The sequence below is a fragment of the Pseudomonas sp. MF6776 genome, from assembly GCF_016613125.1.
GTDB classification, from domain to species: domain Bacteria; phylum Pseudomonadota; class Gammaproteobacteria; order Pseudomonadales; family Pseudomonadaceae; genus Aquipseudomonas; species Aquipseudomonas iridis.
Genome location: NZ_JAENSQ010000002.1, coordinates 258,317 through 277,975 on the forward strand (window position 1 = coordinate 258,317; position 19,659 = coordinate 277,975).

Annotated in this window: 17 protein-coding genes and 2 tRNA genes; 1 reads left to right on the top strand and 18 read right to left on the bottom strand. The window is 57.2% G+C overall.

The window, feature by feature from the left end; translation table 11 throughout:
• Positions 1-17 precede the first annotated feature (17 nt).
• The 10 genes from nusA to rlmE all read right to left on the bottom strand — a co-directional run bounded on the left by nusA (position 18) and on the right by rlmE (position 8,590).
• Positions 18-1,499, bottom strand: coding sequence for a transcription termination factor NusA (nusA, locus tag JJD74_RS03230; protein WP_042557594.1), 1,482 nt, complete (start codon positions 1,497-1,499; stop codon positions 18-20).
• A gap of 47 nt (positions 1,500-1,546) precedes the next feature.
• Positions 1,547-2,005: a ribosome maturation factor RimP gene (rimP, locus tag JJD74_RS03235; protein ID WP_042557593.1), complete on the bottom strand. Its 459-nt coding sequence runs from the start codon at positions 2,003-2,005 to the stop codon at positions 1,547-1,549.
• Positions 2,006-2,143: 138 nt separating this feature from the next.
• A tRNA-Met gene (locus tag JJD74_RS03240) sits at positions 2,144-2,220 on the bottom strand.
• Positions 2,221-2,316: 96 nt separating this feature from the next.
• Positions 2,317-2,402, bottom strand: a tRNA-Leu gene (locus tag JJD74_RS03245).
• Positions 2,403-2,423: 21 nt separating this feature from the next.
• A complete protein-coding gene (gene secG / locus JJD74_RS03250) occupies positions 2,424-2,810 on the bottom strand; it encodes a preprotein translocase subunit SecG (RefSeq protein ID WP_042557592.1) in 387 nt (128 codons plus the stop codon).
• Between the two features lie 4 nt (positions 2,811-2,814).
• Positions 2,815-3,570: a triose-phosphate isomerase gene (gene tpiA / locus JJD74_RS03255; protein ID WP_042557591.1), complete on the bottom strand. Its 756-nt coding sequence runs from the start codon at positions 3,568-3,570 to the stop codon at positions 2,815-2,817.
• 65 nt (positions 3,571-3,635) lie between these two features.
• Positions 3,636-4,973, bottom strand: a complete 1,338-nt coding sequence (glmM, locus tag JJD74_RS03260) for a phosphoglucosamine mutase (protein WP_200611263.1) — start codon at positions 4,971-4,973, stop codon at positions 3,636-3,638.
• A 16-nt stretch (positions 4,974-4,989) separates the two neighbouring features.
• Complete coding sequence (gene folP / locus JJD74_RS03265) at positions 4,990-5,841, bottom strand: dihydropteroate synthase (protein ID WP_042557589.1); 852 nt, start codon at positions 5,839-5,841, stop codon at positions 4,990-4,992.
• An 8-nt stretch (positions 5,842-5,849) separates the two neighbouring features.
• Positions 5,850-7,757 carry an ATP-dependent zinc metalloprotease FtsH gene (gene ftsH / locus JJD74_RS03270; protein WP_042557588.1) on the bottom strand — a complete coding sequence of 636 codons (1,908 nt, stop codon included), beginning with the start codon at positions 7,755-7,757 and terminating at the stop codon, positions 5,850-5,852.
• Between the two features lie 203 nt (positions 7,758-7,960).
• Positions 7,961-8,590: a 23S rRNA (uridine(2552)-2'-O)-methyltransferase RlmE gene (gene rlmE / locus JJD74_RS03275; RefSeq protein WP_042557587.1), complete on the bottom strand. Its 630-nt coding sequence runs from the start codon at positions 8,588-8,590 to the stop codon at positions 7,961-7,963.
• A gap of 101 nt (positions 8,591-8,691) precedes the next feature.
• Between rlmE and JJD74_RS03280 the strand changes: the two genes are divergently transcribed.
• Positions 8,692-9,000 (top strand): YhbY family RNA-binding protein, encoded by a 309-nt coding sequence (locus tag JJD74_RS03280; protein ID WP_042557586.1) that lies wholly within the window; start codon positions 8,692-8,694, stop codon positions 8,998-9,000.
• 9 nt (positions 9,001-9,009) lie between these two features.
• Here JJD74_RS03280 and JJD74_RS03285 read toward each other — a convergent pair whose 3' ends face one another.
• From JJD74_RS03285 to grpE, 8 genes are all read right to left on the bottom strand, one after another.
• Positions 9,010-9,414: a hypothetical protein gene (locus JJD74_RS03285; protein WP_042561952.1), complete on the bottom strand. Its 405-nt coding sequence runs from the start codon at positions 9,412-9,414 to the stop codon at positions 9,010-9,012.
• Positions 9,415-9,442: 28 nt separating this feature from the next.
• Complete coding sequence (greA, locus tag JJD74_RS03290; RefSeq protein WP_042561951.1) at positions 9,443-9,919, bottom strand: transcription elongation factor GreA; 477 nt, start codon at positions 9,917-9,919, stop codon at positions 9,443-9,445.
• A gap of 2 nt (positions 9,920-9,921) precedes the next feature.
• Positions 9,922-13,143: a carbamoyl-phosphate synthase large subunit gene (gene carB / locus JJD74_RS03295; RefSeq protein WP_042557585.1), complete on the bottom strand. Its 3,222-nt coding sequence runs from the start codon at positions 13,141-13,143 to the stop codon at positions 9,922-9,924.
• A gap of 126 nt (positions 13,144-13,269) precedes the next feature.
• On the bottom strand, positions 13,270-14,406 hold the full coding sequence (gene carA / locus JJD74_RS03300) for a glutamine-hydrolyzing carbamoyl-phosphate synthase small subunit (RefSeq protein WP_047299697.1): 1,137 nt from the start codon (positions 14,404-14,406) through the stop codon (positions 13,270-13,272).
• A gap of 257 nt (positions 14,407-14,663) precedes the next feature.
• The gene (dapB, locus tag JJD74_RS03305; RefSeq protein WP_042557583.1) at positions 14,664-15,470 is read right to left on the bottom strand and encodes a 4-hydroxy-tetrahydrodipicolinate reductase; all 807 of its coding nucleotides are present in this window, start codon (positions 15,468-15,470) and stop codon (positions 14,664-14,666) included.
• Between the two features lie 9 nt (positions 15,471-15,479).
• Positions 15,480-16,604, bottom strand: coding sequence for a molecular chaperone DnaJ (gene dnaJ, locus JJD74_RS03310; RefSeq protein WP_042557582.1), 1,125 nt, complete (start codon positions 16,602-16,604; stop codon positions 15,480-15,482).
• 296 nt (positions 16,605-16,900) lie between these two features.
• Positions 16,901-18,817, bottom strand: a complete 1,917-nt coding sequence (dnaK, locus tag JJD74_RS03315; protein WP_042557581.1) for a molecular chaperone DnaK — start codon at positions 18,815-18,817, stop codon at positions 16,901-16,903.
• A 102-nt stretch (positions 18,818-18,919) separates the two neighbouring features.
• Positions 18,920-19,486, bottom strand: coding sequence for a nucleotide exchange factor GrpE (gene grpE, locus JJD74_RS03320; RefSeq protein ID WP_200611266.1), 567 nt, complete (start codon positions 19,484-19,486; stop codon positions 18,920-18,922).
• Between the last annotated feature and the right edge of the window lie 173 nt (positions 19,487-19,659).

The window sequence follows — 19,659 nt, forward strand, 5'->3', positions numbered from 1 at the left end:
CCTCAGGCCGCGCCTAATTACTCGAACCAATGGGCTCGGGCGGCCATGATCAACTTGCCGGCACGATCATCGTCAATGCCGTCGATGTCGAGCAGGTCGTCAATAGACTGCTCGGCCAGGTCTTCGCGGGTAATTACGCCGCGCACCGCCAGTTCCATCGCCAAATCCTTGTCCATACCCTCAAGCGAGAGCAGGTCTTCGGCCGGATGGGCGTCTGCCAGCTTTTCCTCAGTAGCGATGGCTTTGGTCAACAAACGATCCTTGGCACGAGCGCGAAGCTCGTTGACGGTATCTTCGTCAAAGCCGTCGATGTTGAGCATTTCTTCCAACGGTACGTAGGCAATCTCTTCCAGGCTGGTGAAGCCTTCATCTACCAGCACCTGCGCCAGGTCTTCGTCAACTTCCAGCTCGTCGATGAAGTTGCGCAGGATGTCGCCGGTTTCTGCTTGCTGCTTAGCCTGGATGTCCGATTCGGTCATCACGTTCAGGGTCCAGCCAGTCAACTGGCTTGCCAGACGCACGTTCTGACCACCACGACCGATGGCCTGAGCCAGATTGTCTGCGCCAACGGCGATGTCCATTGCATGGGCATCTTCGTCAACGATAATTGCCGCAACCTCGGCCGGGGACATGGCGTTGATCACGAACTGAGCCGGGTTGTCGTCCCACAGGACGATATCAACACGCTCACCGCCCAACTCACCCGACACTGCCTGGACGCGCGAACCGCGCATACCGATGCAAGCGCCTTGCGGGTCGATGCGTTTGTCCTTGGAGCGGACGGCGATCTTGGCACGCGAACCCGGGTCACGGGACGCAGCCATTACTTCGATCAGACCTTCAGCAATTTCCGGCACTTCGATGCGGAACAGCTCGATCAGCATTTCCGGCGCGGTACGCGACAGGATCAGCTGCGGGCCGCGGTTCTCGGTGCGGATTTCCTTGAGCAGCGCACGCAGACGCACGCCGACACGGAAGGTTTCGCGAGAAATGATGTCTTCACGAGCCAGCAACGCCTCGGCGTTGTTGCCCAGATCGACGATCACGTTGTCGCGGGTCACTTTCTTCACGGTGCCGGAGATGATTTCTCCAAGGCGTTCGCGATAGGCGTCGACCACTTGAGCGCGCTCGGCTTCACGCACTTTCTGCACAATGACTTGCTTGGCAGTCTGTGCAGCAATGCGGCCGAACTCGATGGAATCGATTTTTTCTTCAACGACGTCGCCAACGTTGGCACCAGGATGCGTTTCGGCAACCTTGCTCGGCCAGGTTTCGATAGCCGGATCGTCAAGATCATTCTCTTCGACGACCGTCCAGCGACGGAAAGTTTCGTATGCCCCGGTGTGGCGGTTAATTTCCACACGCAGGTCAACTTCGTCTTCAAAACGCTTTTTGGTAGCAGTGGCCAGAGCCAGCTCCAGCGCTTCAAAAATTACGCTTGCCGGTACGCCCTTTTCATTGGATACCGACTCAACAACCAGCAGTACTTCTTTGCTCATCGTACGCCTCGCCTTTCGCAAGCCATTGGATCCGCGGGATCCGCGTCTCAGTCAAAACTGGGAATAATGTTGGCCTTGTCGATCATATCGATCGGCAACAGAAACTCATGGTCATCTACCTGCACCACGACATCCTGTTCTTCTACACCGCGCAGAAGGCCCTGAAAGTTGCGTCGACCTTCAAAAGGCGAGCGCAGCTTGATCTTCACTTGTGCACCGACAAACTGGGCGAACTGCTCGATAGTGAACAGTGGGCGCTCCATGCCAGGCGAGGAAACTTCGAGGGTGTATTCAACGGTGATTGGATCTTCAACATCCAGGACTCCGCTGATCTGACGGCTGACAATGGCGCAATCGTCCACCAGCACACCGCCCTCTTTATCGATATAAACGCGCAACATCGAGTGACGACCTTGAGCCGAAAACTCAATACCCCAGCATTCATAGCCTAGGGCCACGACCACCGGGGCCAGCAAGGCCTGCAACTCTTCTAGCTTGCTCGACACCTGAACCCCCTAGTGCATGTATGTGCATGCTATGCAGAATAAAAAAATGGGCGAAACGCCCATCCTTGAAACGCCGTCGAACAGCGGCGTTGAAAGTGTCCAGCTAACAAAAAGCCCCTTAAAAGGGGCTCTTTAAACTGGTTGCGGGGGCCGGATTTGAACCGACGACCTTCGGGTTATGAGCCCGACGAGCTACCAGACTGCTCCACCCCGCGACAAAGCTGGGGCGGAAGTATACGACCGATCCCTTATAGGGTCAATCTACCTTCCACCTGCAAGAAAGCCCGCAACAGCGGGCTATCCTGACTAATTGGTACCGAGAAGGGGACTCGAACCCCTACACCCTATGGGCACAACCACCTCAAGGTTGCGTGTCTACCAATTCCACCACCTCGGCAAAACTACAATGAAACCCTTCTTACTTTTGCTCTTGAGCTGGAGGTACGTCAGTCGCTGGAGAAGCCGACTTTTGCTCTTGAAGCACCGGGACATCATCAGAAGCCGGTTGTTGTTGCTTAGGTACTTCCAACACTGCTGGATCTGGCAAACCTGCTTGAGTCAGCTGATGAGCTTTCTCTTTAGCAAAGTAACCTAACCCCAAGCTGGTTATGAAGAAACCGGCGGCAAGTATAGCAGTAAACTTACTAAGAAAGGTAGAGGAACCTTGGCTTCCGAAGACAGTATTTGAAGCACCTGCTCCGAAAGACGCGCCAGCGTCCGCACCCTTACCCTGCTGCAGCAAAACCAGAGCAACTACGCCCAATGCACCCAGCAGATGAAAAACGACTACGACTGTTTCCAGCATTTTTTCAGTTTCCCGCGGCGCGACAGATCGCACCGAACTCATCTGCATTCAGGGAAGCTCCACCAATGAGCCCCCCATCGATATCCGGCATGCCGAACAGTTCGACCGCATTGGCCGCCTTCACGCTGCCGCCGTATAGAAGCCGCACACCTCGTGCGACTTCAGAATTCTCTGCCGCCAACTGCTCACGAATGGCTTTATGCACATCCTGAGCCTGCTGCGGCGTTGCGGTCAGCCCGGTACCAATGGCCCAGACCGGCTCGTAAGCTATTACCGCCTTGGCAAAAGCACCTACACCCAGCTCCTCAATAATGCTGCCCAGCTGACGCCCGACAACCTCAAGAGTTTTACCGGCTTCGCGCTGCTCAAGGGTTTCCCCTATACACAACACCGGAATCAAGCCACATGCCTGTGCCGCTGCGAACTTGCGATTCAGCATTCCGTCTCGCTCGCCCATTATCTGACGGCGTTCGGAGTGCCCGACAAGCACCAGGGAACAACCTGCATCCACCAACTGACTCGGTGCAATCTCACCGGTCAACGCACCTTGCATGGATTCCACCGCAGAATTCTGCGCGCCGACCGAAATCGACTTGCCTTTCAAGCCATCAATCACTTGATTGATATGCAAGCAAGGCGGGAATACTGCGACATCAACACCGCTTGGCAAGGCCAGATGACGAAGGCCATTGATCAGCTCAGCGACGCTGGCGCGGGTACCGTGCATCTTCCAGTTACCAGCTACCATAGGGCGACGCATGCTGTACCTCGTCGGTCAAAGTGGGCGCAGATGTTACCCAACACAATCATGGCTTGCAAGCCGTATCAGGCAGAAACTTCAGTTACCAGTTTCGCCAGTTCTTCGGCATAGCCGCGAACAAGGGTTTCGTCCTCGCCTTCAACCATCACGCGCACCAGAGGCTCTGTGCCGGACTTGCGCAGGAGCACACGCCCACGCCCCGCCATTGCCTGGGTTACGCGCGCACTGGCTTCCTTGACTGCCGGATGTTCCAGAGGGCTTTCGCCACCGCCGAAACGCACATTGATCAGCACCTGAGGACACTTGCGCAACGCTTGGCGAGCTAGCGCCAGGCCTTCGTTACGCGTTTTGAGCGCCATCAGCACTTGCAGAGCCGCAATGATCGCGTCGCCCGTCGTGGTGTGATTGAAGCAAACGACATGTCCAGAGTTTTCACCACCGACCAGCCAATTACGCTCCAGCAATTCAGCGATCACATAGCGATCGCCGACATTGGCACGAATGAATGGAATCGAAAGATCGACGAGCGCCAATTCCAGACCAAGGTTACTCATCAGGGTGCCGACCACGCCGCCCTGCAGCTTTCCACGCTCATGCAAATCACGCGCAATGATGAACAGCAACTCGTCGCCATCGACGATGGCGCCGGTGTGATCGACCATCAATACTCGATCGCCATCACCATCAAAGGCGATGCCCAGGTCAGCGTGCTCTGACAATACTGCCGCCTGCAGCTGACCCATATGGGTCGAACCGCAGTTGTCATTGATATTCAGGCCATTGGGTTGGGCCGATAGAACGACAACGTCTGCACCAAGCTCACGGAAAACGCTTGGAGCAACCTTATAGGTGGCGCCGTGGGCGCAGTCGATGACAATTTTCAGCCCGGAAAAAGTGGTGCCGGTAGGCACACTGCTCTTGCAGAATTCAATGTAACGGCCTGACGCATCGTTGATCCGCGACACCTTGCCGATCTTGCTCGACTCGACCACGGTCATCGGGGTGTCGAGCAGCTCTTCGATCATCAACTCCAGCTCGTCCGGAAGCTTGGTGCCTTTTCCGGAGAAGAATTTGATGCCGTTATCATCATGCGGGTTGTGCGAAGCACTGATCACAATACCGGCCTCAGCCTGGAACGTGCGCGCCAGGTAAGCGATGGCGGGCGTCGGCATTGGACCGAGCAACATGACATCGGCACCTGCCGATGTCAGACCAGCCTCGAGCGCCGACTCGAACATGTAGCCGGAAATTCGCGTGTCTTTGCCGACCAGTACCTTGCAGGTACCCATCTTGCGGAACGCCATGCCGGCAGCCCAGCCAAGCTTGAGCATGAAGTCAGGAGTAATCGGATATTCACCGACTCGACCACGAATGCCGTCAGTACCAAAATATTTCTTGCTCATAAGTGCTCCATCATTCTTATTCGGCTGATTCGACGGCCGCGATCATTCGCACGACATCTATCGTTTGCGCCACATCATGGACACGCAATATACGCGCACCCTTGACCGACGCCAGTGCAGCCAGAGCCAGACCACCATACAAACGTTCGCCCACAGGACGATTCAATGCATGCCCGATCATGCTCTTGCGCGAAACACCCACCAGCAAGGGGCGGCCCAGCGCATGCAGGGCTTCCATATGCTTGAACAAGCTTAGATTGTGCTGCAGGGTTTTGGCGAAGCCAAAGCCGGGATCAAGGATGATTCGATCAGCCGGAATACCTGCCAATGCACATCGCGCCATGCGCTCGGCGAGAAACTCGCCCACTTCCCGAGTGACATCATCGTATTGAGGATTGTCCTGCATATCACCCGGCTCTCCGAGCATATGCATCAGGCAGACCGGCAAACCGGTTGCCGCTGCCGCGTCCAGTGCCCCATCACGCCGTAGCGATCGCACATCGTTGATCAACCCTGCCCCCAGCCGCGCGGTTTCGCGCATCACGGCAGGTGTCGACGTATCGACCGAGATGATCACGTCGAGTTCGCGATTGATCAGCTCGACAATAGGCGCCACGCGCTCGAGCTCTTCCAGCGGTGACACCGCGCGGGCGCCAGGGCGAGTGGATTCGCCGCCAACATCAATTAACGTCGCGCCAGCCGCAACCATGGCTTCGGCGTGACGCAGGGCCTCGTCGAGCTGGTTATATCGGCCGCCATCGGAAAAGGAATCGGGAGTGACATTGAGAATGCCCATGACATGCGTCTGGGCCAAATCAAGAACCCGGTTGCCGCAAGGCAACCGGGTCAGGGACTGAACAGAAGTCATTTCAAACCTTAAACGTCAGCAGCCGGGCCGCCGATCGGTGTTTCCGGACGCTCATCCTGGACAACTGGCGGCGGCGGTGTACCGGTACCACCCGACCAATCGCGAGGCTCGCGAGGCGTACGGCCAGCCATGATGTCGTCGATCTGTTCAGCGTCGATTGTCTCGTACTTCATCAAAGCATCAGCCATCGCATCGAGCTTGTCACGGTTGTCCGTGAGGATCTGCTTGGCCGTGCCGTAGCACTGATCAATGATGCTGCGTACTTCGGAGTCGATCAGCTTGGCGGTATCACCAGAGAAGCTGGCAGCCTGGCCACCACCGCCGCGACCGAGGAACACTTCTCCCTCTTCTTCGGCATACATCAGCGGACCAAGTTTTTCCGACAAGCCCCACTTGGTCACCATGTTTCGCGCAATCTGACTTGCACGCATGATGTCGTTGGAAGCACCGGTGGTAACACCGTCGAAGCCCAGGGTCATTTCTTCAGCGATACGGCCGCCGTACAGCGAGCAGATCTGACTGATCAACGCACGCTTGGACAGGCTATAGCGATCCTCTTCCGGCAGGAACATCGTCACACCCAGTGCACGACCGCGTGGAATGATCGAGACTTTGTAGACCGGATCATGCTCAGGCACGACGCGACCAACAATAGCGTGGCCAGCCTCGTGATAAGCGGTGTTCTGCTTTTCTTTTTCGGACATGACCATCGATTTGCGCTCGGCGCCCATCATGATCTTGTCTTTGGCCAGCTCGAATTCCTTCATCTCGACGATGCGCTTGCCGCTGCGAGCAGCGAAAAGCGAAGCTTCGTTGACCAGGTTGGCCAGATCGGCACCGGAGAAGCCCGGGGTACCACGCGCGATAACACCTGGAGCGACGTCGTCACCCATCGGCACTTTACGCATGTGAACCTTGAGAATCTGTTCGCGACCACGGATGTCCGGCAGACCAACCACAACCTGCCGGTCGAAACGGCCCGGACGCAGCAGCGCAGGGTCGAGTACGTCAGGACGGTTGGTTGCAGCGATCACGATGATGCCGTCATTCATTTCAAAGCCGTCCATCTCAACCAGCAGCTGGTTGAGAGTCTGCTCACGCTCATCGTGACCACCGCCCATGCCGGCACCACGGTGGCGACCGACGGCGTCGATTTCATCAATGAAGATGATGCAAGGAGCGTGCTTCTTGGCCTGCTCGAACATGTCACGGACGCGGCTCGCACCGACACCAACGAACATCTCGACAAAGTCGGAACCGGAAATGGTGAAGAACGGCACCTTGGCTTCGCCGGCAATTGCCTTGGCCAGCAAGGTTTTACCGGTACCCGGAGGACCGACCATCAATACACCGCGAGGAATTCGACCGCCCAGACGCTGGAACTTGCCCGGATCACGGAGGAACTCAACCAGTTCACCAACTTCTTCCTTGGCTTCATCGCAACCGGCAACGTCAGCCAAAGTGGTTTTCACCTGATCTTCGGACAGCAGGCGCGCCTTGCTCTTGCCAAAGCTCATCGGCCCGCCCTTGCCACCGGCACCGCCCTGCATCTGGCGCATGAAGAACATGAACACCGCGATGATCACCAGGATCGGGAAGCTGGCCACCAGAAGCTGGGTCCAGATGCTTTGCTGCTCAGGCTGCTTGCCTTCAACCACAACGTGGTTGTCGACCAGATCGCCGATCAGGCCATTGTCCTGAATAGCCGGACGAATGGTCTTGAAGCTGTCGCCATCGCTGCGTTTGCCGGTAATCACATAACCATCAACGGCTACGCGCTCGACCTTGCCATCCTTGACCTGCTGGATGAAGTCGGAATAGTTGAGGGTCTGCGGCTCGTTAGGGCTGGAGAAGTTGTTCATCACCGTCACCAGGACAGCCGCGATGATCAACCACAGGATCAGATTCTTTGCCATATCGTTCAATTAACTACCCTCTGAAGCAAGCTCCGCTACTGGCGCGCGCTTCGCATGATATTCACCGGCCTAACTTACTACATTACCTACAACTCTGGCAGGCGCCGTCTGTAACCCTTTGTGAAACACTTTCTACACAATATTCGTTAATGCGTCCGGAGCAAAATGCGAAAAACCTATCGCCCTGGTCGAATCACGTCACTTTACTCGCTGCGGCCGCGATATCCCCAAGCCAGCATGTATTGCTCTCTGGAGCTGCCCCGTGACGAGTCCGGCTTGATCATCTGGATCTTGTCGAACTTCTTGCGAGCGTCCTTCAGGTAAACATCGAAACCTTCGCCCTGAAAGATCTTGATAACAAAATTACCACCCGGCTTGAGTATCCGCTCCGCCAAATCAAGAGCCAGCTCGCAAAGGAACATGGCTTTGGGCATATCCACTTCAGGCGTACCACTCATATTGGGGGCCATATCGGAAATCACAAGGTCCACCTGCGAATTACCCACGGCTTCAAGGATGCGCGCGAGCACTGCGTCTTCGGTGAAGTCCCCCTGGATGAAAGTCACGTCAGGAATACTGTCCATCTCCAGGATGTCCGAGGCGATCAGACGCCCCTGACCACCGATCAGTCGGCTAGTGACCTGAGACCAGCCACCAGGCGCCGCACCCAGATCGACAACGCTCATGCCAGGACGGATCAGCTTGTATTTCTCCTGGACCTCCAGAAGTTTGTAACTCGCACGCGAACGGTAGCCATCCTTCTGCGCCTGCTTCACATAGGGATCATTGACATGTCTTTTCAGCCAACCAAGGCTTGTCTTGGAACGCGCCATTGGGCACCTCGATGATAAGGGTCGTGATTAGTTGGGCGGATCCACGAACCCTCGGGTAAAATGGCCGCCATTTTACAGAATCCAGACGAAAGGGTCAGATTATGCCGCTCACTCCAGAGCAGAAGAAACAGTACAAATCCATTGGCCACCATCTGAAACCAGTTCTGACTGTGGCTGACAACGGTTTGACTGAAGGTGTGTTAGCCGAACTTGAACGCGCTTTGGCGGATCACGAGCTGATCAAAATCAAGCTCAACATCCTCGATCGCGAGTCGCGCCTGGCGTCCATTGCAGAACTGTGCAAGGTCGGCAAGGCTGATCTGGTTCAGGTCATCGGCAAGATGGCACTGCTTTACCGCAAGAACTTCAGCGTCAACAAGCAGCTGTCGAACGTTCATCGCTTCAAGTGATGACAAGGGTCAAGGGTGTGCTTCGCGCACCCTGCCACTCCATCCCGGTACCGGTTGCATCACCAGCACCAGCCCGGAAAACCCCAGCACCAGATAACTGAACACCTGCCAGCGCTGCGCATCCGGCCAGCCGACACGCACTGCGACATACATCGCACACGCGTACAACGCCATCAACAGCACCTGCCCGCGAAAATCCCGCCATAGACTGGCAAGGCCTTCGGCCTGCAAAAGCACCAAAGCCTGAAATATCACGCATGCAGCGGAAAAACCCACCACCAGCACTTCAAATGCACTGGCAACTTCGTCGATCAACAGCGGCGCCAGGCCAATCTTGACCAACGCCGGCTGCAAACCGAAATGAATCAGCCAGAGACCGCCAACCCACAACATCTGGGTCAGCTGCCAAAGCATGGCGCCCGCATGCAGCGGGCGCCCGGTTTCAAATGTGACGGACTTCGACAATCTCGTACTCGATAACGCCGCCTGGCGTTTTCACGGCGACCGTATCGCCCTCTTCCTTGCCGATCAAGGCGCGGGCCAGAGGCGAACCGACCGAAATCTTGCCGAGTTTGAAGTCAGCCTCATCCTCACCCACGATGTGGTAAGTGACGCTTTCATCAGTCTCGACGTTGGCGATTTCGACGGTGGTACCGAAGATCACTTTGCCGGTATGAGGAATGGTCGTGACATCAATGATGACCTGATTCTGAATCCGGCCTTCGATGTCACGAATCCGCGCCTCGACCATGCCCTGCTGTTCGCGGGCGGCATGGTATTCCGCGTTCTCTTTCAGGTCACCCAACTCGCGGGCCGTCCCGATGTCCTGGCTGAGCTTCGGACGGACGACCTTGGTCAGGTGAGTGTGTTCTTCTTCCAGGGCTTTCGCGCCCTGAACTGTCATTGGGTACTTGGTTATGCTCATGCCTTCAATCCTGCGTGTAGATCCTGCAAGCGACGCACGGTCTTTTCCGGACCGAATTTCAGCGCTTCACAGATAGCTTCGCCAGCAGCAATGGTGGTGGTGCAGTAAATCTTGTGCTGCAAGGCATTACGACGAATGGAGTAGGAATCGGCGATCGACTGGCGACCTTCGGTGGTGTTGATGATCAGCGTGACTTCGTCATTCTTGATCATGTCGACCACGTGCGGACGACCCTCGGTCACCTTGTTCACACGACGCACTTTCAGGCCTGCGGCTTCGATCAGCTTGGCAGTACCGGCAGTGGCAACCACTTCGAAGCCCAAGTTGATCAGATCACGGGCCACGCCTGCAACCAGTGGTTTGTCATCGTCACGCACACTGATGAATGCAGTGCCACCGGTTGGCAGCACTTCGCTCGCGCCCATCTGGGCTTTGGCGAATGCTTCACCGAAGGTGTCGCCGACACCCATCACTTCACCGGTCGACTTCATCTCTGGGCCGAGGATCGGGTCAACGCCAGGGAATTTGGCGAACGGGAAGACCGCCTCTTTCACGCTGTAGAAGTTCGGGATGATTTCTTTGGTGAAGCCGATTTCTTTCAGGGTTTTACCCGCCATCACGCGAGCCGCGATCATGGCCAGGGAAACACCGATGCACTTGGATACGAACGGCACGGTACGGGAAGCGCGCGGGTTGACTTCGATAACGTAGATATCTTCGCCTTGTAGCGCCAATTGCACGTTCATCAGGCCGACAACGCCCAGTTCCAGGGCCATTTTCTTGACCTGTTCGCGCATCTCGTCCTGGATGTGCGCCGGCAGCGAGTACGGCGGCAGCGAGCAAGCGGAGTCACCGGAGTGAACGCCAGCCTGTTCGATGTGCTGCATGATCGCGCCGATGACCACGTCTTTGCCGTCGCAGACCGCATCCACGTCCATCTCGATGGCGCAGTTGAGGAAGTGGTCGAGCAGCACCGGGCTGTCGTTGGACACTTTCACTGCATCACGCAGATAGCGCTTGAGCTCTTCTTCTTCGTAGACGATTTCCATCGCACGGCCGCCCAACACGTAGGACGGGCGAACCACCAGCGGATAACCGATCTTGGCCGCAGCGCGAATGGCTTCGTCTTCGCTGCGCACGGTAGCGTTTGGCGGCTGACGCAGGTTCAGGCGCTCAACCATTTGCTGGAAGCGCTCACGGTCTTCGGCACGGTCGATGGCGTCAGGGCTGGTGCCGATGATCGGCACGCCAGCGGCTTCCAGGGCGCGAGCCAGTTTCAGCGGGGTCTGGCCGCCGTACTGGACGATGACGCCTTTCGGCTTCTCGACGCGGCAGATTTCCAGCACGTCTTCCAGGGTTACCGATTCGAAGTACAGACGGTCGGAAGTGTCGTAGTCAGTGGAAACGGTTTCCGGGTTGCAGTTGACCATGATGGTCTCGTACCCGTCTTCGCGCAGAGCGAGGGCGGCGTGTACGCAGCAGTAGTCGAACTCGATGCCCTGACCGATACGGTTTGGACCACCACCGAGGATGATGATCTTGTCGCGACCCGACGGCGCTGCTTCGCATTCTTCCTCGTAGGTCGAATACATATAGGCGGTATCAGTGGCGAACTCGGCAGCGCAAGTGTCAACGCGCTTGTAGACCGGGAACACTTCCAGCTTGTGACGATGAGTCCGCAGGTTCTTCTCGGTAACACCCAGCAGCTTGGCCAGACGCTGATCGGAGAAGCCTTTGCGCTTGAGCTTGAACATCAGGTCGCGGTCGATCGAGGACAGACCGAGGGTCTTGACCTTCTCTTCTTCCTTGATCAGATCTTCGATCTGCACCAGGAACCACGGATCGATCATGTTCATGCCGAAGATGTCTTCGACCGACAGACCGGCGCGGAATGCGTCAGCCACGTACCAGATGCGCTCGGCGCCCGGCACGGTCAGTTCGCGCTTGAGGATGCTCATGCTTTCCGGGTTGCTCAGGTCGAGCTTCTCGTCCAGGCCGCAAACGCCCACTTCCAGACCACGCAGGGCTTTCTGCAGGGATTCCTGGAAAGTCCGGCCGATGGCCATAACCTCACCCACCGACTTCATTTGCGTGGTCAGGCGTGCGTCGGCTTTCGGGAATTTCTCGAAGGCGAAGCGTGGCAGCTTGGTGACGACGTAGTCGATCGACGGCTCAAAGGACGCCGGGGTCTTGCCGCCGGTGATGTCGTTCGACAGTTCGTCGAGGGTGTAGCCCACAGCCAGTTTGGCGGCGACTTTGGCGATCGGAAAACCGGTGGCCTTCGAGGCCAGAGCCGAGGAACGCGATACACGCGGGTTCATCTCGATCACGACCATACGGCCAGTGTTCGGGCAGATACCGAACTGCACGTTGGAACCGCCAGTCTCGACACCGATCTCGCGCAGTACCGCCAGGGAGGCGTTACGCAGGATCTGGTATTCCTTGTCGGTCAAAGTCTGAGCCGGGGCAACAGTGATCGAGTCACCGGTGTGCACGCCCATCGGGTCGAAGTTTTCGATCGAGCAGACGATGATGCAGTTGTCCTTTTTGTCACGGACAACTTCCATTTCATATTCTTTCCAGCCGATCAGCGATTCGTCGATCAGCAGCTCTTTGGTCGGCGACAGGTCCAGACCACGGGCGCAGATTTCTTCGAACTCTTCACGGTTGTAAGCAATACCGCCGCCGGTGCCACCCATGGTGAACGACGGGCGGATGATGCACGGGAAACCCAGGGTTTCGAGAACCGCGTTGGCTTCTTCCATGCTGTGGGCGATACCGGAGCGCGGGCACGCCAGGCCGATGGATTTCATCGCCTTGTCGAAACGCGAACGGTCTTCAGCCTTGTCGATGGTGTCGGCGTTGGCGCCGATCATTTCCACACCGAACTTCTCCAGAACGCCTTCGCGCTCCAGGTCGAGGGCGCAGTTCAGAGCGGTCTGGCCGCCCATGGTCGGCAGCAGTGCGTCTGGACGCTCTTTCTCGATGATCTTGGCAACGGTCTGCCATTTGATCGGTTCGATGTAGGTCGCGTCGGCCATCGACGGGTCGGTCATGATGGTGGCAGGGTTGGAGTTCACCAGGATGACGCGGTAACCCTCTTCGCGCAGGGCTTTGCAAGCCTGGGCACCGGAGTAGTCGAATTCGCAGGCCTGGCCGATAACGATCGGGCCAGCGCCGAGAATCAGGATGCTTTTAATGTCTGTACGTTTTGGCATGGGTTTGTCACTCAAATCCGCAGGTCAGTCGGCAAGCCGTCTTGATCGATTTCTGAAGCCTCGAAGGGGCCGCCGGTAGCGGGGCCACCCTCGAGGGGCTTCTCTCTACAGTCTCAAGGCGAACGCTTAGCGTCGCTTGGCCATCTCGTTGATGAAGCGGTCGAACAGTGGCGCCACATCGTTCGGGCCCGGGCTCGCTTCAGGGTGACCCTGGAAGCTGAACGCGCTCTTGTCGGTGCGCTCGATACCTTGCAGGGTGCCGTCGAACAGCGATTTGTGGATCGCGCGAACGTTGGCTGGCAGGGTTTCTTCGTCTACCGCAAAACCGTGGTTCTGGCTGGTGATCATCACGACGCCAGTGTCCAGATCCTGTACCGGGTGGTTGGCACCGTGGTGGCCGTGGCCCATTTTCAGGGTCTTGGCGCCAGAGGCCAAAGCCAGCAACTGGTGACCGAGGCAGATGCCGAATACCGGAATTTCGGTTTCCAGCACTTCCTTGATCGCCTTGATGGCGTAGTCGCATGGCTCCGGGTCACCAGGGCCGTTGGACAGGAACACGCCATCCGGTTTCAGCGCCAGTACGTCGGCAGCAGGCGTTTGCGCCGGCACGACGGTGACGCGGCAGCCGCGCTCGACCAGCATGCGCAGGATGTTGACCTTGACGCCGTAGTCGTAGGCAACCACGTGGTATGGCAGCTCGGAGGCTTCGATGGTCGCGTGGCTGTCGGTTTTCAGATCCCAGACTGTCGAGCGCCATTCGTATTGCTTCTTGGTGCTGACGACTTTCGCCAGATCCATGCCCTTCAGACCCGGGAAGCCTTGCGCTGCGGCAATGGCGGCTTCTTCAGAGATGTTGTCGCCGGCCATGATGCAGCCGTTCTGGGCGCCTTTTTCCCGCAGGATGCGGGTCAGGCGACGGGTGTCGATACCGGCGATTGCCACAACATTGTTGGCTTTCAGGTAATCGTCCAGGGACATCGTGTTACGCCAGTTGCTCGCCACGAGCGGCAGGTCGCGGATGACCAGACCGGCAGACCAGACGCGATCCGACTCGGCATCTTCCGGCGTGGTGCCCGTGTTGCCAATGTGCGGGTAGGTCAGGGTAACGATCTGTTGGGCGTAGGAAGGATCGGTAAGGATTTCCTGATAGCCGGTCATTGCGGTGTTGAACACCACCTCACCAACGGTTTGACCGTCGGCACCAATGGCTTCGCCGCGAAAAATGCTGCCATCAGCAAGGGCAAGTATGGCTGGCTTAGTCAAGAAGACCTCCCGTAAATAACGCATGAAAGGGCGATCGCAGGTTGTAAAAAAGCGGAATGACGTATGGACACGTCACCCCGCTTGTTCACTGAATTATTCTGCGCGCTTTTAGTGGACACACTAAAGCTGTAGCTTACAGAAAAAGGCTTTTTGGGTCTACCGCCAATAAGCCCGAAAGGGCAGAGAATGCGACAGGGCGTCGCTTGGCGGATAAAACCGGGCTCAAACATGTGGTTTGAACCCGGTTTCTGTAGCACTTAATGCAGGTCGAGCACGTCTTGCATGTCGTAAAGACCCGGCGCGCGACCATCCAGCCACAACGCAGCGCGAACCGCACCCTTGGCGAACGTCATGCGACTGGAAGCCTTGTGCGTGATCTCGAGCCGCTCACCTTCACAGGCGAACAGCACCGTGTGATCACCGACTACATCCCCACCGCGCACCGTGGCAAAACCAATGGTTTCACGCTCGCGTACACCGGTGTGACCTTCGCGCCCATAGACCGCAACCTTCTGCAGATCACGATCCAGCGCGCTGGCAATCACTTCACCCATGCGCAACGCCGTACCTGACGGCGCATCGATCTTGTGCCGGTGATGCGCTTCGATGATTTCGATATCCGCATCATCACCCAGCACACGCGCAGCCATATCAAGCAGCTTCAGCGACAGATTGACCCCGACACTGAAGTTGGCAGCGAACACGATGGGAATATCCTTGCCCGCCTCGGCCAACAGATGTTTCTGCGCGGCATCCAGCCCGGTCGTGCCGATGACCATGGCCTTGCCTGCCTTACGACAGAAGGCCAGGTTTTTAAGCATGACTTCAGGCAGCGTGAAATCGATCAGCACATCGAACTCATCCGCTACTGATTCGACATGACCAGACAACGGCACGCCGATTCGCCCCAGCGATGCCAACTCACCAGCATCGACGCCGATCAGCGTGCTGCCCGGGCGAACGATCGCAGCAGTCAGCCCGGTCAGCGGCGCGCGCTGCTGCACGGCCTCGACCAGAATCTTACCCATGCGCCCGGCGGCGCCCATCACTGCAATACGTCGCATGCCGACTCCTTACAAATCGCCGAAGAAGCGCTTTACACCGTCGAACCAACCGGTGGTTTTCGGCGAATGACTGTTGTCATCAGCCAACGAGCTGCGGAACTCTTCCAGCAATTCACGCTGACGACGGTTCAAATTGACCGGGGTCTCGACGGCCACACGGCACATCAGGTCGCCCGCACCACCGCCACGCACTGGCGCCACGCCTTTACCGCGGACGCGGAATTGTTTGCCGGTCTGCGTGCCTTCGGGGATTTTCAGTTTGACGCGACCGTCGAGGGTCGGAATCTCCAGCTCGCCGCCCAACGCTGCATCGACAAAGCTGATCGGCACTTCGCAGAACAGATGCTTGCCGTCACGCTGGAAGATGTCGTGTTCGCGGACATTGATGACCACGTACAGGTCGCCAGTCGGGCCACCCTGAGTCCCCGCCTCGCCTTCACCAGACAGACGGATGCGGTCGCCAGTATCAACGCCGGCCGGTACTTTGACCGACAGGGTTTTGTACTCTTCGACACGACCGTCGCCATGGCAGGAATCGCACGGATCGGAAATGATCTTGCCTTGGCCATGGCAGCGCGGACAGGTCTGCTGAACCGAAAAGAAACCCTGCTGCATGCGCACCTGACCGATGCCGCCGCACGTCGGGCATGTCGAAGGCGACGAGCCTTTCTTGGCGCCCGAACCATCGCACGGCTTGCAATTGACCAGTGTCGGCACGCGGATATTCACCGAGGTGCCGCGCACCGCTTCTTCCAGATTCAACTCCAGGGTGTAGCGCAAATCGCTGCCACGCTGGGCGCCGCCACGAGAACCGCCGCGACCACCGCCGAAGAAATCACTGAAGACATCGCCAAAGATGTCAGAGAAGTTCTGACCGCCGAAACCGGCACCGCCGCCACCCATGCTCGGATCAACGCCAGCATGACCGTATTGGTCGTACGCCGCGCGCTTGCTCGAATCGGATAGCACTTCGTAGGCCTCGTTGGCCTCCTTGAACAGTTCTTCCGATGCTTTGTCATCGGGATTACGGTCCGGGTGATGCTTCATCGCCAGACGACGATAGGCCTTTTTCAGGTCCGCATCAGTTGAGCCACGCTCAACACCCAACACTTCGTAATAATCACGCTTTGCCATAAGTTTTTCGCACTCTTGAGGACGTTCGGCAAACCCCTCCTGAGGTGGCCAAACTCGTTGAGCCCCAATACAGGCCCGGACCCAACTCACGTCAATTCAACGATCCTGGTCTTTGATTCATGCGGTACTTTCGGCGCGAAAAGCAGGAGCATTCCCGGCCATACCACCAACACGCGAACCTTGTCGCATGCTGTAAAAATTCGCGTATTCCAGATACGCCAACGCGGGAGCAAGCTCCCGCGCGGCGACATCCTACCAGTCACCGCCTGAAGGCAGTCAACCGGCCGACCAACAACTTACTTGTGGTCTTTAACTTCTTCGAACTCAGCATCGACAACATCGTCGGCTTTTTCAGCTTTGTCGTCCTGCGGTGCTGCGCCTTCAGCAGGCTGAGCCTGTTCGGCGTACATCTTCTGAGCAACCGGAGCAGATACTTTCGACAGCTCTTCGACTTTCGCTTCGATGGCAGCCTTGTCGTCGCCTTTCACAGCGGCTTCCAGAGCAACCACGGCAGCTTCGATCGCGGTCTTCTCTTCGGCGGTAACTTTGTCACCCGCGTCAGCGATCATTTTGCGAGTCGAGTGAACCAGTGCATCACCCTGGTTACGGGCGCCAGCCAGCTCTTCGAACTTGCGGTCTTCCTCGGCATTCGCCTCGGCGTCACGCACCATGCGCTCGATTTCTTCGTCGGACAGGCCGGAGTTGGCCTTGATCACGATCGACTGAGTCTTGCCGGTCGCCTTGTCTTTCGCGCCAACGTGCAGGATGCCGTTTGCGTCGATGTCGAAGGTTACTTCGATCTGCGGCACGCCACGTGGTGCAGGTGGAATGTCGGCCAGGTCGAACTTGCCCAAGGACTTGTTCTGCGTGGCTTGCTTACGCTCGCCTTGCAGGACGTGGATGGTCACGGCGCCCTGGTTGTCGTCGGCAGTCGAGAACACTTGCGATTTCTTGGTAGGAATCGTGGTGTTTTTCTCGATCAGCGCGGTCATCACGCCACCCATGGTTTCAATACCCAGGGTCAGCGGGCTGACGTCGAGCAGCAGAACGTCTTTCACGTCACCAGCCAGAACGGCGCCCTGGATGGCAGCACCCATGGCAACAGCTTCGTCCGGGTTAACGTCTTTACGCGCTTCTTTACCGAAGAAATCGGTAACCAGCTTCTGTACCAGCGGCATACGGGTCTGACCACCGACCAGAATCACGTCGTTGATCGCGCCAACGTCCAGACCTGCGTCTTTCATGGCGATGCGGCAAGGTTCGATGGTGCGCTGAACCAGGTCTTCAACCAGTGCTTCGAGCTTGGAACGCGAAATTTTCACGTTCAAGTGCTTAGGACCGGTGGCATCTGCAGTGATGTACGGCAGGTTGACGTCGGTCGACTGAGCAGACGACAACTCGATCTTGGCTTTCTCAGCGGCTTCTTTCAGGCGCTGCATGGCCAGCGGGTCACCTTTAAGGTTCATGCCGCTTTCTTTCTTGAATTCGTCAACGAGGTAGTCGATCAGACGAATGTCGAAGTCTTCACCGCCCAGGAACGTGTCACCGTTGGTGGCCAACACTTCGAACTGGTGCTCGCCGTCAACTTCAGCGATCTCGATTACGGAGACGTCGAAAGTACCGCCACCCAGGTCGTAAACGATCACGGTGTGATCGCCCTTGGCCTTGTCCATACCGTAAGCCAGAGCAGCTGCGGTTGGTTCGTTGATGATACGTTTAACGTCCAGACCCGCGATGCGGCCGGCGTCTTTGGTTGCCTGACGCTGGCTGTCGTTGAAGTAGGCCGGAACAGTGATCACTGCTTCAGTGACTTCTTCGCCGAGATAATCTTCGGCGGTCTTTTTCATCTTTTTCAGGATTTCAGCCGAGATTTGTGGCGGTGCCATTTTCTGGCCGTTCACCTCAACCCAAGCGTCGCCGTTGTCAGCCTTGGCGATCTTGTAAGGAACCATCTGGATGTCTTTCTGCACAACTTCTTCGTCGAAACGACGACCGATCAGACGCTTTACTGCGTACAGAGTGTTGTGCGGGTTGGTGACTGCCTGACGTTTGGCAGACTGACCAACCAGAATTTCGCCATCGTTGGCGTAAGCGATGATCGACGGCGTGGTACGCGCGCCTTCAGCGTTTTCAATAACTTTTGCTTTGCCGTTTTCCAGCACGGAGACGCAGGAGTTGGTAGTCCCCAGGTCGATACCGATAATTTTGCCCATGTTAACTCTCCCGAAACTTTGGATTTGGATGCCGCAGCAGTGGTGGCTGACTGCGGTAGCACTTAAACGCTTGACTTCTAAATGGGGGCCTTGCGGCTAATTTCAAGCCTGCTCATCAATAGAAGGCGAAACTGGCGCCGGCGCCTTGCTGACCACGACCATGGCCGGGCGCAGCAGGCGACCGTTGAGCTGATAGCCCTTCTGGAACACCTTCAGAACACTGTTCGGCTCGACGTCTGCGCTTTCCTGCATGGCCATTGCCTGATGCTGAACGGCGTTGAACGGTTCGCCATGCGGATCGATCGCTTCAAGCTGATAACGCTTGAGGGTGTCGTGGAACATTTTCAGGGTCAGCTCGATACCTTCGCGCATCGGACGGATGCTTTCGTCGTCCGGCTTCGACAACTCGAGGCCGCGCTCCAGGCTGTCGACGATCGGCAGCAGGTCGCTGGCGAATTTTTCCAGCGCAAACTTGTGCGCCTTCTCCACGTCCTGCTCGGCACGACGACGGACGTTCTGCAGATCGGCAGCAACACGCAGAGACTGATCCTGCGCGGCGGCCAATTGCTCTTCGAGCACTTGTACACGGGTCGCCAGGTCGTCACCCGAACCCTCGGGCGCCTGATTGGCTTCTGGGTTTTGCTTATCTACTGTCTGTTCGTCAGCCATAGAATTCTCCTTTCAATATCGTCCGCGAGTTCGACTCGCGCTTCTGCCCCGATATATGGGGCCGCAAAATCAGTCTTCAAGGGGCTCAAGCATTAACCCTACAAAAAAGTGCTGCTTTTTTCATTCCTCGATGAGCTAAGCATTTGCATTGCTCAAGCGAAACGACCTAAGTG